The sequence below is a fragment of the Conexibacter woesei DSM 14684 genome (assembly GCF_000025265.1).
Lineage (GTDB): Bacteria > Actinomycetota > Thermoleophilia > Solirubrobacterales > Solirubrobacteraceae > Conexibacter > Conexibacter woesei.
Map to the genome: position 1 here is coordinate 4,908,787 of NC_013739.1, position 12,145 is coordinate 4,920,931.

Annotated in this window: 10 protein-coding genes; all 10 read right to left on the reverse strand. The window is 74.1% G+C overall.

The window, feature by feature from the left end; translation table 11 throughout:
• Positions 1–14: 14 nt before the first annotated feature.
• Complete coding sequence (locus tag CWOE_RS23130) at positions 15–683, reverse strand: response regulator transcription factor (protein ID WP_012936069.1); 669 nt, start codon at positions 681–683, stop codon at positions 15–17.
• Positions 680–1,933 carry a sensor histidine kinase gene (locus tag CWOE_RS23135; protein ID WP_012936070.1) on the reverse strand — a complete coding sequence of 418 codons (1,254 nt, stop codon included), beginning with the start codon at positions 1,931–1,933 and terminating at the stop codon, positions 680–682. The genes CWOE_RS23130 and CWOE_RS23135 overlap by 4 nt, the downstream gene beginning before the upstream one ends.
• Before the next feature lie 83 nt (positions 1,934–2,016).
• On the reverse strand, positions 2,017–4,575 hold the full coding sequence (locus CWOE_RS23140; protein ID WP_012936071.1) for an ABC transporter permease: 2,559 nt from the start codon (positions 4,573–4,575) through the stop codon (positions 2,017–2,019).
• 49 nt (positions 4,576–4,624) lie between these two features.
• Positions 4,625–5,374, reverse strand: coding sequence for an ABC transporter ATP-binding protein (locus CWOE_RS23145; protein WP_012936072.1), 750 nt, complete (start codon positions 5,372–5,374; stop codon positions 4,625–4,627).
• Between the two features lie 87 nt (positions 5,375–5,461).
• Positions 5,462–6,730, reverse strand: coding sequence for an adenosylhomocysteinase (locus tag CWOE_RS23150; protein WP_012936073.1), 1,269 nt, complete (start codon positions 6,728–6,730; stop codon positions 5,462–5,464).
• The gene (gene ahcY / locus CWOE_RS23155; protein WP_012936074.1) at positions 6,720–8,171 is read right to left on the reverse strand and encodes an adenosylhomocysteinase; all 1,452 of its coding nucleotides are present in this window, start codon (positions 8,169–8,171) and stop codon (positions 6,720–6,722) included. The genes CWOE_RS23150 and ahcY overlap by 11 nt, the downstream gene beginning before the upstream one ends.
• The gene (locus tag CWOE_RS23160; protein ID WP_012936075.1) at positions 8,168–8,623 is read right to left on the reverse strand and encodes a MerR family transcriptional regulator; all 456 of its coding nucleotides are present in this window, start codon (positions 8,621–8,623) and stop codon (positions 8,168–8,170) included. The genes ahcY and CWOE_RS23160 overlap by 4 nt, the downstream gene beginning before the upstream one ends.
• A 70-nt stretch (positions 8,624–8,693) precedes the next feature.
• A complete protein-coding gene (locus CWOE_RS23165; protein ID WP_012936076.1) occupies positions 8,694–9,743 on the reverse strand; it encodes a bifunctional phosphoglucose/phosphomannose isomerase in 1,050 nt (349 codons plus the stop codon).
• Positions 9,740–10,840, reverse strand: a complete 1,101-nt coding sequence (locus CWOE_RS23170) for a sugar phosphate nucleotidyltransferase (RefSeq protein WP_012936077.1) — start codon at positions 10,838–10,840, stop codon at positions 9,740–9,742. Before CWOE_RS23170 ends, CWOE_RS23165 begins: the two co-directional genes overlap by 4 nt.
• Positions 10,840–12,135, reverse strand: a complete 1,296-nt coding sequence (locus CWOE_RS23175) for a UDP-glucose dehydrogenase family protein (protein WP_012936078.1) — start codon at positions 12,133–12,135, stop codon at positions 10,840–10,842. Before CWOE_RS23175 ends, CWOE_RS23170 begins: the two co-directional genes overlap by 1 nt.
• Positions 12,136–12,145 lie beyond the last annotated feature (10 nt).

A 12,145-nucleotide genomic window follows, 5' to 3' on the forward strand; every position in this document is an offset into this window, starting at 1 on the left:
GGCCACCACCCCGCTCACCCCTCGCCGTCGCCCTCCTGCAGGTAGGTGACGACCGCCAGCACGCGCCGGTGGTCGTCCGCGGCCGGCGGCAGCTCGAGCTTGTCGAAGAGGTTGCGGATGTGCTTGCCGACCGTCGCCTCGGTCACGACCAGCTCGCGCGCGATCGCGGCGTTCGAGCGCCCGGCGGCCATCAGCGCGAGCGTCTCGCGCTCGCGAGCGGTCAGCTTCGCGAGCGGGTCGCGGCGCCGCGCCAGCAGCCGCCGCACGACCTCCGGGTCGACGACCGTGCCGCCGACGAGCACCTCGTGCAGCGCTGCGACGAGCGCGCGCACGTCCGCGACGCGGTCCTTCAGCAGGTAGCCGATCCCCTGCTCGCCGCCGGCCAGCAGCTCGGCCGCGTAGGTCTGCTCGACGTACTGACTGAGCACCACGACGGGCAGCGCCGGATCGCGGCGGCGCAGCTCGATCGCGGCGCGCAGCCCCTCGTCGCGGAACGTCGGCGGCATCCGCACGTCGGTCACGACGAGCTGCGGCTGGTGCTCGGCGACCGCCGCGAGCAGCTCCTCGGCGTCGCCCGCGCTCGCGGGGACCGCGAAGCCGAACCGCTCCAGCACGCCGACGAGCCCTTCGCGCAGCAGCGCGCTGTCCTCCGCGATCACGACGGTCGGGCGTTCCTCGCTCATCGCCGCAGCATGCCACCCGGCGGACACGAGATCTCGGCGCGGACGACCGTCGGGCCACCCGGCGGGCTCGACAGCGTCAGCCGCCCGCCGACCGCCGCGACGCGGTCGCCGAGCCCGGCGAGGCCGCTGCCGCGCGCGGCGTCGGCGCCGCCGCGGCCGTCGTCACGGACCTCGACCGCGAGCGTGGCGTCGGCAAGCCGAACCGTGACGTCGACCGCCGCCGCGCCGCTGTGCTTGACCGCGTTCGCGAGCGTCTCGGAGACGACGAAGTACGCCGCCGTCTCGACGCCCTCCGGCAGCCGCCGGTCGACCTCGACCGCCGTGCGGACCGGCAGCGCGGCGCGGTCGGCGAGCGCCCGCACCGCCGCCCCGAGCCCACGCTCGGCGAGGATCGGCGGGTGGATCGCGTGGATCAGGTCGCGCAGCTCGGCGATCGTCCGCGTCGCCTGCGCATGCGCCCGCTCGACCAGTCGCGCCGCCTCGCCGCCGCTCCCCTCCAGCTCGATGCGGGCGAGGTCGAGCGTCATCGCGAGCGCGACGAGCTGCTGCTGCGCGCCGTCGTGGAGGTCGCGCTCGATCCGCCGCCGCTCGACGTCGAACGCGTCGATCAGCCGCACGCGCGAGCGCGCCAGCTCGGTCACCTGATCGCGCAGCTCGTCGCCGCGGGGACCCAGCAGCGCCCGCACGCGCGCGGCGTGCGCGGCGGCGAGCGCGGTCACGATGTAGGCGCCGCCGAGCAGCAGTGCGAGCCCGACAGCGCAGCCGAACCATGCCTCGCCGGCGGAATCGATCTCCCAAGGCCCCATCGCGACCGGATCGGCGGCGATCAGCAGCGGCGCCGCGAGCAGGCCGAGCGAGCCGAGCGTCAACGTCAGCAGGACGAGGCCGTCGAGCGGGGCGAGCACGGCGGCGAGCAGGGCGTTGGCGACCTCGCGCCACGTCGTCGCCTCGCGCACCCGCAACCGCAGCAGCGCGATCGTGCCGGGCCCGTCCGGCTCGCGATGCGGATCGCGGACGGCCACGTCGCCGAGCAGCGCGACCGCCCGCCGCTCGGCCGGCGCCGCCGCGACGGCGACGAGCACGTACGCGACCAGCAGCGGCAACGCGACCGCGACGCCGATCCAGCCGCCCACGACGATCGGCAGCAGCACGGCGAGGGCGCCGGCGGCCGGCAGCGGCAGCCGCACGAGCAGGTATGCGAGCGCACGCCACGGCCGCGCGGTCAGCGGGAGCGGGCGGCGCGGGCGCATCGGCCGATCGTAGAGGCGCGGGCGCCATCGTCCTGCCTTGTGGTCGCTATGCGACACGAAGGCAGGACGACCGCGGGAGAGTTTCACGGGAGGGGCCGATTGCGATGCGCCGCCGCGAGCGACGCGGAGACGGCGATCAGCGCGCAGCCGGCCGACAGCGCCGCCAGCAGTCCCCACGGCATCGCGACGACCGCCGGGCCCGTCAGCGCCGCGAAGCCGCGCCGCAGCGCGAGCGCCATTCCCGCCGCGATCGCGAGCCCGAGCAGCGCGCCGACCGCCGTCGCGACGAACGCCTCGGCCGCGACGAGCCGCAGGACCTGCCGCGGCGTCGCGCCCGACAGCCGCAGCAGCGCCAGCTCGCCCGCGCGCGCGACCGTCCCGACGGCGGCCGTCGACGCGAGCGCGATCGCGACGTAGAGCAGCGCGACGCCGAGGATCGCCTGCAGCGCGAGTCTGTTCATGTTGCTGCTGTCGGTCACGTCGGCGACCTTGCGCGGCCCAGCCTGCTCGCGCAGCGCGAGGCCGCGCGCGGCGGTCAGCTCGCGCAGCGCGGCCTGCGCGGTCGCGTCGCCGTCTGGCAGGCGCACGTGGACGGAGGTCGCCGCCGCGCCGCCGACGTGGCCGGCGAGCAGCTCGCGCGGGACGTACATGCCCGTCACGCCGAAGCCGTCGCCGACGATCGCGACGACCTCCAGCTCGCGCTCGGCGCCGTCCGGCAACCAGACGCGGACGCGGTCGCCGACGCGCTTGCGCAGCGGTCGCGCGGTCAGCTCGCCGAGTGCGACGGCGTCGCCGTGGAGGCGGTCGAGCGAGCCGCCGACGAGCGGGGAGCGCAGCACCAGCGGCGTGTGCGCGGCGTCGAGGCTGGAGGCGGCGACGGGGCCGAGGCCCTCGGGTCCGATCGCGCGCACGTCGGCATCGAGCAGCGGGGCGACCTGCGCGCCCGGGATCGCGGCGAGCGCCGCCACGTCGGCGTCGGAGAGCCCGCCGCCGCCGGGCGCGGTCACGACCGCCGCGCGCGGGTCGAAGCGCGCCTTGACCGACGCCGCGTCGGACTGCTCCAACGACCCGACCATCGACCCCAGCGCCGCCGTCAGACCGACCGCGACGAGCACGGGCGCCGCCGTCGAGGCGGTGCGGCGGACGGCGGCGCGGGCATGCTGGCGGACGAGCAGCGGGCCGGCGCCGCGCACGCGCGCGGCGGGCAGCACCAGCAGTGCCGCGAGTGGCGGGACGAGCACCGGCGCGATCATCGTCAGCCCGACGATCAGCAGCGCCCCCTCGCCGAAGGTCACCATCAGCTGCCCGGCGGGATCGGCCGGGACCGGCTGCTGCATCAGCGCGACCGCCCCGCCGATCGCGGGCAGGCCGACGGCCCAGCGCCCGATCGTCATCACCCCGCGGTCGACCGCCGCGTCGCGCAGCGCCTCGGCCGGCAGCACGCGCGCCGCGCGGCGCGCAGCCGCCCACGCGCCGCACAGCGCGACGAGGACCATGAAGCCGCTGCCGAGCGCGACCGCGAGCAGGTTCGGCGCGACCCGCATTCCCGCGGGTGCGAGCCCGTGGTCGGCGATCCAGCCGCCGAGCAGCGGCGCGACAGCGAGGCTCGCGAGCGCGCCGACGACGGCCGCGGCCGTCGCGAACAGCGCGGCCTCGCCGAGCACCAGCCGGCGCACCTGGCGGGGCGTCGCGCCGACGGCGCGCAGCAGCCCCAGCTCGCGTCGTCGCAGCGCGACGGCGAAGGCGAACGACGAGGCGATCACGAAGACCGCGACGAAGCCGACCGTCGTCGCCATCAGGCTCAGCAGCACGCCGGCGCCGGCCGCCGCGTCGGCATCGGCGTTCGGCTCCAGCTCGCCACGGCGGGCGCCGTCGAGCGCGACGACGCCAGGCGCATCGCGCTGGAGCAGGTCGCGCACGACCGGCGCCGCGGCGGCCGGCCAGATCCCGATCGCGTCGATCCGCGGCGCGAGCCGCGCGGCCTCCTCGTCGGCGAAGAAGAGCGGGTGCTCGTAGGCGGGCCCGCGGCCGTCGCGCGGCGCGGCGAGCCCGACGACGCGGTACTGCGCGGGACCCGCCGGGGTCGCGAGCAGCGGCGTCGCATCGAGCTGCGTGCCGATGCCGCCGGCTCCGCCGCCGCCCTTCCCGCCGGTCGCCGCGACGACCTCGCCGGGAGCCGCGGGCGGGCGGCCGGCGACGAGTCTGTAGGGAGTGAGCAGCCGCGACGACCACGGGCGCCCGGTGGTGGCGGCGCCCTGCACGGCGCCCGGCACGGCGCCGCTCCCCTGCGCGGCGGCGCCCACGCGCACCGGGAACGCGCGGTCGACGACCGCGCGCGAGACCTCCGGCAGCGCCGCGAGGCGGGCGGCGAGCGCCGGGGCGAGCGCGACCCGCTGCGGGTTGCGCTCGGTCGCCGGATCGCGCTCCTCCGCCGGGATCGAAGGGATCGACAGCGACGGCGTGCCCGCGACGACGAGCGGCGCGTGGCGCAGCCGCTGCGGCCCCCTGTCGCCGACGTCGGAGACAGCGGCGATCACCGCCGCCGCCGCGATCGACAGCGCCGCGCCGAGCGCGAGCGCGGCGAACGCGCCGGCCAGCGCCGGCCAGCGGGCGCGCAGAGTGGAGGCGGCGAGTCGCAGCATCAGGCCGCCCCCGCGCCGCGCGGCGCGACGGCGGCCGCTCGTGCGCCGATCACGCCGCCTGCTCCAGCTGCGTCATCCGCGCCGCGACACCCTCGGCGGTCGGCCGCTCCATCGCGCCGACGATCCGTCCGTCGGCGAGGAACAGGACGCGGTCGGCATGGGCGGCCGCGATCGGGTCGTGCGTGACCATCACGACCGTCTGGCCGTCGCGGTCCGTGAGGCCGCGCAGCGTGCCGAGCATGCGGCGCGCGCTGGTCGTGTCGAGCGCGCCGGTCGGCTCGTCGGCGAACAGCACGGCTGGCCGGTGCAGCAGCGCCCGCGCGATCGCGACGCGCTGCTGCTGGCCGCCGGACAGCTCGCTCGGGCGGTGGCGGGCGCGGTCCTCCAGGCCGACGGCGGCGAGCGCGCCGCGCAGCGCCGCGCGTGGGACGCGCCGCCCCGCGAGCCGCAGCGGCAGCGCGACGTTCTGCTCGGCCGTCAGCGCCGGCAGCAGGTTGAACGCCTGGAAGACGAAGCCGACGCGCTCGCGCCGCAGGCGCGCCCGCCCGGCCTCGCCGAGTCGCGTCAGCTCGACGCCGTCGAGCCGCACGTCACCCGTGTCCGGCAGGTCGAGCCCTGCCGCGCACTGCAGCAGCGTCGACTTGCCGGAGCCCGACGGGCCCATGATCGCGGTGAAGCTGCCGGCCGCGAAGTCGACCGTCAGGTCGTCGAGCGCGGTGACCGCCGCGCTGCCGCGGCCGTGGCGCTTGGTCACTTCGAGCAGCCGCACCGCGCCGCCCGCATCGCCGTCTGAATCCATGCCGACGATGTTCGAGCCGCGGGCGCGGCGCCACCAGTCAGGCGAGGGCGACTCTTCGCGGTAGCCCTGGCACTACCCCGGCGCTGCTCAGGTGCCGATCTCCCACGCGGTCAGATACTCCTGCTGACCGGCGGTCAGCGCGTCGATCTCGACGCCGAGCGAGGCGAGCGTGAGGCGTGAGATCTCGTGGTCGAGCTCGCGCGGGACCTCGATCACGCCCGCTCTCAGCTCGTGCGCGTGCCGCACGAGGTACTCGGCCGCGAGCGCCTGGTTGGCGAACGCGACGTCCATCACGGCGGCCGGGTGGCCCTCCGCCGCGGCGAGGTTGACGACGCGGCCCTGCGCCAGCAGGTGGAGGCGACGCCCGTCCGGCGTCACGTGCTGCTCGACGTGCTCGCGCACGACGCGGCGCTCGGGCGCGACCGCGCGCAGGTCGGCGAGGTTCAGCTCGACGTCGAAGTGGCCGGCGTTGCACAGCAGCGCGCCGTCGCGCATCAGCTCGTAGTGCTCGCGCCGCACGACGTCGCGCCCGCCCGTCGCGGTCACGAAGACGTCGCCCTTGGCGGCGGCCGCGAGCGCGGGCATCACCTCGAAGCCGTCGAGCTTCGCCTCCAGCGCGCGCAGCGGGTCGACCTCGCAGACGACGACCTGGCTGCCGGCGCCGCGGGCGCGCAGTGCGATCCCGCGGCCGCACCAGCCGTAGCCGAAGACGACGACGACGCGGCCGGCGAGCAGCGTGTTGGTCGCGCGCAGGATGCCGTCGAGCGTCGACTGGCCGGTGCCGTAGCGGTCGTCGAAGAAGCGCTTCGTCTGGGCCTCGCCGACGGCGACGACGGGGAAGCCGAGCTTGCCCTGCGACTCGAGCGCGCGCAGCCGCAGCACGCCGCTCGTCGTCTCCTCGGTGCCGCCGACGATGTCACCCAGCAGCTCGGTGCGGCGGCTGTGGATGACGGAGATGACATCGGCGCCGTCGTCCATCGTGATCTGCGGTCTCGTGTCGACCACGTGCTCGATGTGGTCGTAGTAGGTCGCCATGTCCTCGCCCTGGATCGCGTGGACCGAGGCGTCGTAGCGGTCGACCAGCGCGGCGGCCACGTCGTCCTGCGTCGAGAGCGGGTTCGAGGCGCAGAGCGCGACCTCGGCGCCGCCGGCGCTCAGCGCGCGGACGAGGTTGGCCGTCTCGGTCGTGACGTGCAGGCAGACGGCGACGCGCACGCCCGCGAGCGGCTGCTCGCGGGCGAAGCGCTCGCGGATCGAGCGCAGGACGGGCATGCGCGCGTCCGCCCACTCGACCCGCGCCTGGCCGACCTCGGCAAGCCCGAGGTCGGCGACATCGTGATCGGGTCTAGTACCGATAGTGGTCGGCCTTGTACGGGCCGTCGACCGGCACGCCGATGTACGCGGCCTGCTCCTCGCTGAGCTTCGTCAGCTTGACGCCGAGCGCGTCGAGGTGGAGGCGGGCGACCTTCTCGTCGAGGTGCTTGGGCAGCACGTAGACCTTCTTCTCGTACTCGCCCGGCTTCGTGAACAGCTCGATCTGGGCGATCGTCTGGTTCGTGAACGAGTTCGACATCACGAACGACGGGTGTCCGGTCGCGTTGCCGAGGTTCAGCAGGCGGCCCTCGGACAGCATGATGATCGTGTGGCCGTCCGGGAAGCGCCACTCGTCGACCTGCGGCTTGACCGTCTCGCGCACGATGCCGTCGTACTTCGTCAGACCGGCGATGTCGATCTCGTTGTCGAAGTGGCCGATGTTGCCGACGATCGCCTGGTGCTTCATCTTCGCCATGTCGGCGACGGTGATGATGTCCTTGTTGCCCGTCGTCGTGATGAAGATGTCGGCGGTGCCGATCACGTCCGCGAGCGTCGCGACCTCGTAGCCCTGCATCGCAGCCTGCAGCGCGCAGATCGGGTCGATCTCGGTGACGATGACGCGCGCGCCCTGGCCGCGCAGCGACTCGGCGCAGCCCTTGCCGACGTCGCCGAAGCCGCAGACGACGGCGACCTTGCCGCCGATCATCACGTCGGTCGCGCGGTTGATGCCGTCGATCAGCGAGTGGCGGCAGCCGTAGAGGTTGTCGAACTTCGACTTCGTGACGGAGTCGTTGACGTTGATCGCCGGGAACAGCAGCGTGCCGGCCTCGGTCATCTCGTAGAGACGGTGGACGCCGGTCGTCGTCTCCTCGGTGACGCCTCTGATGCCCTGGCCGATCTTCGTCCAGCGCTGCGGGTCCTCGCCCAGCGAGCGCTGCAGCAGCGTCAGGAAGACGGTGAACTCCTCCGACTCCGCCGTGGCGGGGTCCGGCACGGCGCCGGCGGCCTCGTACTCGGTGCCCTTGTGGACGAGCATCGTGGCGTCGCCGCCGTCGTCGAGGATCATGTTCGGGCCGTCCTCGCCGGGCCAGCGGAGCGCCTGCTCGGTGCACCACCAGTACTCCTCCAGCGTCTCACCCTTCCAGGCGAAGACGGGGACGCCCTGCGGGTTCTCGGGCGTGCCGTTCGGACCGACCGCGACGGCGGCCGCAGCGTGGTCCTGCGTCGAGAAGATGTTGCAGGAGACCCAGCGGACCTCGGCGCCGAGAGCAGTCAGCGTCTCGATCAGGACCGCGGTCTGGATCGTCATGTGGAGCGAGCCCATGATCCGCGCGCCCTTGAGCGGCTGCGCGTCGGCGAACTCCTTGCGGATCGACATCAGGCCCGGCATCTCGTGCTCGGCGAGGTCGATCTCCTTGCGCCCGAAGGCGGCGAGGGAGAGGTCGGCGACCTTGAAGTCCTGCGTGGTCGTTGTGGCGGTCATCCCGTGCTTCCTCCGGTGAGTTCCGTGACGTTGGTCGGTGCGGCGTCCGTCCAATCGGCTGGCGCCGATTGGATTGCGAGATCGGCTGGCGCCGATCTCGCGGCCGCTACGAGCTTCTCGTGCTTGTCCTGCTCCCAGCTGAGCCAGTCGCTCGCGGCGACGTGCTCGGGCTTGGCCGGCTCCGCTTCCAGCCACTCCTCGACGCTGCTGCGCAGCTCGGCGTCGTTGCCGAGGCGCAGCGCGAAGACGACGTCGGAGAGGCCGAGGTCGAAGCGCTGGAGCAGTTCGCGCAGCGTGCGCAGGCGCTGCAGCTCCGCAGCGCCGTAGAGCCGGTAGCCGGACGCCGACCGTGCTGGCACGACCAGGCCGCTGCGCTCGATGTAGCGCAGCATGCGGGGCGACCAGCCGGTCGTCTCCGCGGATTCATGGATCGTGAGCGCGTCCGTCGCCATCGGCGCGGACAACCTTACCACGACTGTGTCAACCTTCCGAACGGGCCGCGCACGGCCCGTTCCGTTCGCGTCAGCCGCCCGCGAGCACCGTCTTGAGCCGGTCCAGCATCTCGACCGGCGTCGGGTCGATCCCGCGCAGGACCGCGGCGTAGAGCGAGACGAGGTCGCCCAGCAGCACGAGCGAGACGAGCCGCTCCATCCGCGTCTCCCCGCGTCCCTCGACACGGAACGAGCTGGCCGCCGTGGGGCTGATGAAGCCGCGTGTCAGCTCGATCCGCTGGCGCACGCGCGGGTGCAGGTCGGAGTCGTCGAGGAAGACGGCGCTGAAGCGGCCGAGCTCGGCCGCGCCCTGCCAGCCGACGATCTCGTTGTGGTTCAGCTCCGGCAGCTCGGCGGCGAACGCCGGGGTCTTCGCGTTCTCGTTGAACTGCGTCTTCCAGCGGTACGCGACCGGCGAGGTCAGGCCGGCGCCCGCTATCTGCGGGATCGTGCCGTGCAGGCCGCGCGCGATCTCCTTCGGCAGCGAGTCCTCCGGGCCGTCCGGCGCCCACTCCGTCGCGAGCGCCTCGGTGTGCGCAGCGGCGACGTCGATCTCAGAGTGCAGCGACTCGGCGGCACCGCACAACGCGGCGACCTCGAGCGCGATCACGAGCGAGTAGCCGACCGCCACGCGCGGTTGGAACATCCCCGGCAGCGGGACGACCGGGACGCCGTCCGCGCGCGCCGCCGCGGCGAGCTTGCCGCCGGTCGTCGCGACGATCCGCTGCGCGCCGATCACGCCGGCCGCCTCGTACGCCGCCAGCGTCTCCTCCGTGTTGCCCGAGTAGCTGGAGCAGAGGACCGTCGCCTCGTGCGTCGTCCATGCCGGCAGGCCGTAGTCGCGCGCGATCGCGATCGGGCGCGACGCGCGGTCGCCCAGCACGGCGGCGGCGAGCGCGCCGCCGACCGCCGAGCCGCCCATGCCCGCGACGATGAAGCCGCCCGGGGCGTCGCGCGGCTCCAGCTTCGCCGACTCGACGCGCCACAGCGCGTCGCGCAGGTGCTCGGGGAGGCCGAGGATGTCGTCGACCTGCTTTGCGGTGTCGACCGCCTCGACGGCCTCGCGGCTGAGATCGCTCAAAACTTGATCGCTCCGTCCGGAAGGGACACGTTGGGGAACAGGCGGGCACCAGCGGTCAGATGGTTCTCGGCGCCGAGCACGACGCCCTCGCCGAGCACGACGCCGCCGTCGACGCGGCAGTGGGCGCCGAGCTGCGCGCCGGGGCCGAGGATCGCGTGCGAGACCGTCGTGTGCGGGCCGACGACCGCCCCGTCGAGCACGACGGCGCCGTCGATGTGCGCGCCCTCGCCGATCTCGACGCCGCGTCCCAGCACGGTCCGGCCGCTCACGAGCGCGCCCGCGGCGATCCGCACGCCGGGGCCGACGAGCGCGGGGCCGACGACGCGCCCCTGGACCTCGGCGCTGTCGGCGATCGCGACGTTGCGGCTGTCGAACGCCTCCGGCACCGACGTCTCGACGGCGCCGTCGAGGATGTCGTGCGACGCCTGCAGGTAGCGCTCGGGGGTGCCGATGTCGAGCCAGTAGCCGCTCGCCTCGTAGCCGTAGAGGCCATTGCGGACGAGCGTCGGGAAGACCTCGCGCTCGACCGAGACGGCGCGCTCGGTGGGGATCGCGTCGAGCACCTCGCGCTCGAGCACGTACGCGCCCGCGTTGACGAGGTTCGTGTCGATCTGGTCCGGGCTCGGCTTCTCGAGGAACTCGCGCACGCCGCCGTCCTCGTCCCGTCGCACGAGGCCGTACGCGGACGGGTCGTCGACCGCGATCAGCGCGAGCGTGACGCGAGCGCCGGTGCGCTCGTGCTGCGCCAGCTGCGCGGTCAGGTCGATGTCGGTCAGCACGTCGCCGTTGAGCACCAGCACGCGCTCGTCGAGCAACGGCTCGGCGAACTTGATCGCGCCGCCGGTGCCGAGCGGTCTCGGCTCCTCGACGTAGCGGAGGCGGATGCCGAAGGCGCTGCCGTCGCCGAGCACGTTGCGCACGCCCGAGGCCATGAAGCCGCAGGAGATGACGACGTCGTCGACGCCGTGGCGCCGCAGCCAGTCGAGCATGAACGCGATGAAGGGCCGGTCGACGAGCGGAACGACCGGCTTGGGAACGGTCGAGGTCAGCGGCCGCAGGCGCGTCCCCTCGCCGCCCGCAAGGATCAGCGCCTGCATCAGGAGCCGCGCCCGACGCCCTCGTAGGCGATGCCGGCGGCGCCGAGGGTCGCTGGGTCGAGGTGGTTGCGCCCGTCGATCACGAGCTTGCCCGCCATCCGTGCGCCGGCCGCGTTCCAGTCCAGCTCGGCGAACTCCGGCCACTCGGTCACGAGCACGGCGGCGTCGGCGCCGTCGAGCGCGCCCAGCGCGGAGTCGGCGAAGTCGACGCCGGGCATCAGCTTGCGCGCCTCCTGCTCGGCGATCGGGTCGTACGCGCTGACGCTCGCGCCTTCGCCCTGCAGGCGGGCGGCGAGCACGAGCGACGACGCCTCGCGCATGTCGTCGGTGTTCGCCTTGAACGCGAGCCCGAGCAGTGCGATCCGCTTGCCGACGAGCGTGCCGAGGTGCTTCTGGAGCTTTCTGATCACGCGCCGCTTCTGCAGCTCGTTGACCTCGATCACGGCGTTGAGGAGCTGGAAGTGGTAGCCGGAGTTGCCGGCCAGCAGCTTCAGCGCGCTGACGTCCTTCGGGAAGCAGGAGCCGCCGTAGCCGATCCCCGGGCGCAGGAACTTCGAGCCGATGCGGTCGTCGAGGCCCATCCCGCGCGCGACCTCGGTGACGTCGGCGCCGGTCTCCTCGCAGACGTTGGCGATCTCGTTGATGAAGGAGATCTTCGTCGCGAGGAACGCGTTGGAGGCGAGCTTGACCATCTCCGCGCTGGGGACGTCGGTGCGCACGAGCGGCGCGCCGAGCGGCGCGTACAGCTCGGCGACGGCGTCGCCGGCCCAGTCGCCGTCGTCGCCGACGACGACGCGGTCCGGCGCACGGAAGTCGGCGAGCGCCGAGCCCTCCTTGAGGAACTCGGGGCAGGAGACGTAGCGGAAGCCGTCCTTGCCGCGCGCGGCGAACGAGCGCTTGATCGACGCGCCGGTGCCGACGGGGACGGTCGACTTCATCACGAGCGCGTGGCGGTCGGAGGCGGGCATCGCGTCAACGACGGCGTGGACGGCGGAGAGATCGGCGTCGCCGGAGTACGTCGGCGGCGTGCCGACCGCGACGAACAGCAGGCGCGCGTGCTCCAGCGCCTCTGCCAGCTCGGTCGAGAAGTGCAGCCGCTCGCGGTTGGCCGCGATCGACTCGGCGAGTCCCGGCTCGTAGATCGGGACCTCGCCGCGATTGAGGCGGGCGATCTTGTCGGCGTCGATGTCGACGCACCAGACGTCGTTGCCGAGCTCAGCGAAGCCGGCGGCCGTCACGAGGCCGACGTACCCGGTGCCGATCACGGCGATTGGTTCGCGCTGGTTCTGGCTCATGCGGCGGCGA

Coding starts and splice junctions, on each gene's coding strand:
- CWOE_RS23130 (WP_012936069.1), bottom strand. CDS start 683: ATGAGCGAGGAACGCCCGACCGTCGTGATCGCGGAGGACAGCGCGCTG.
- CWOE_RS23135 (WP_012936070.1), bottom strand. CDS start 1,933: ATGCGCCCGCGCCGCCCGCTCCCGCTGACCGCGCGGCCGTGGCGTGCG.
- CWOE_RS23140 (WP_012936071.1), bottom strand. CDS start 4,575: ATGCTGCGACTCGCCGCCTCCACTCTGCGCGCCCGCTGGCCGGCGCTG.
- CWOE_RS23145 (WP_012936072.1), bottom strand. CDS start 5,374: ATGGATTCAGACGGCGATGCGGGCGGCGCGGTGCGGCTGCTCGAAGTG.
- ahcY (WP_012936074.1), bottom strand. CDS start 8,171: ATGACCGCCACAACGACCACGCAGGACTTCAAGGTCGCCGACCTCTCC.
- CWOE_RS23160 (WP_012936075.1), bottom strand. CDS start 8,623: ATGGCGACGGACGCGCTCACGATCCATGAATCCGCGGAGACGACCGGC.
- CWOE_RS23170 (WP_012936077.1), bottom strand. CDS start 10,840: ATGCAGGCGCTGATCCTTGCGGGCGGCGAGGGGACGCGCCTGCGGCCG.
- CWOE_RS23175 (WP_012936078.1), bottom strand. CDS start 12,135: ATGAGCCAGAACCAGCGCGAACCAATCGCCGTGATCGGCACCGGGTAC.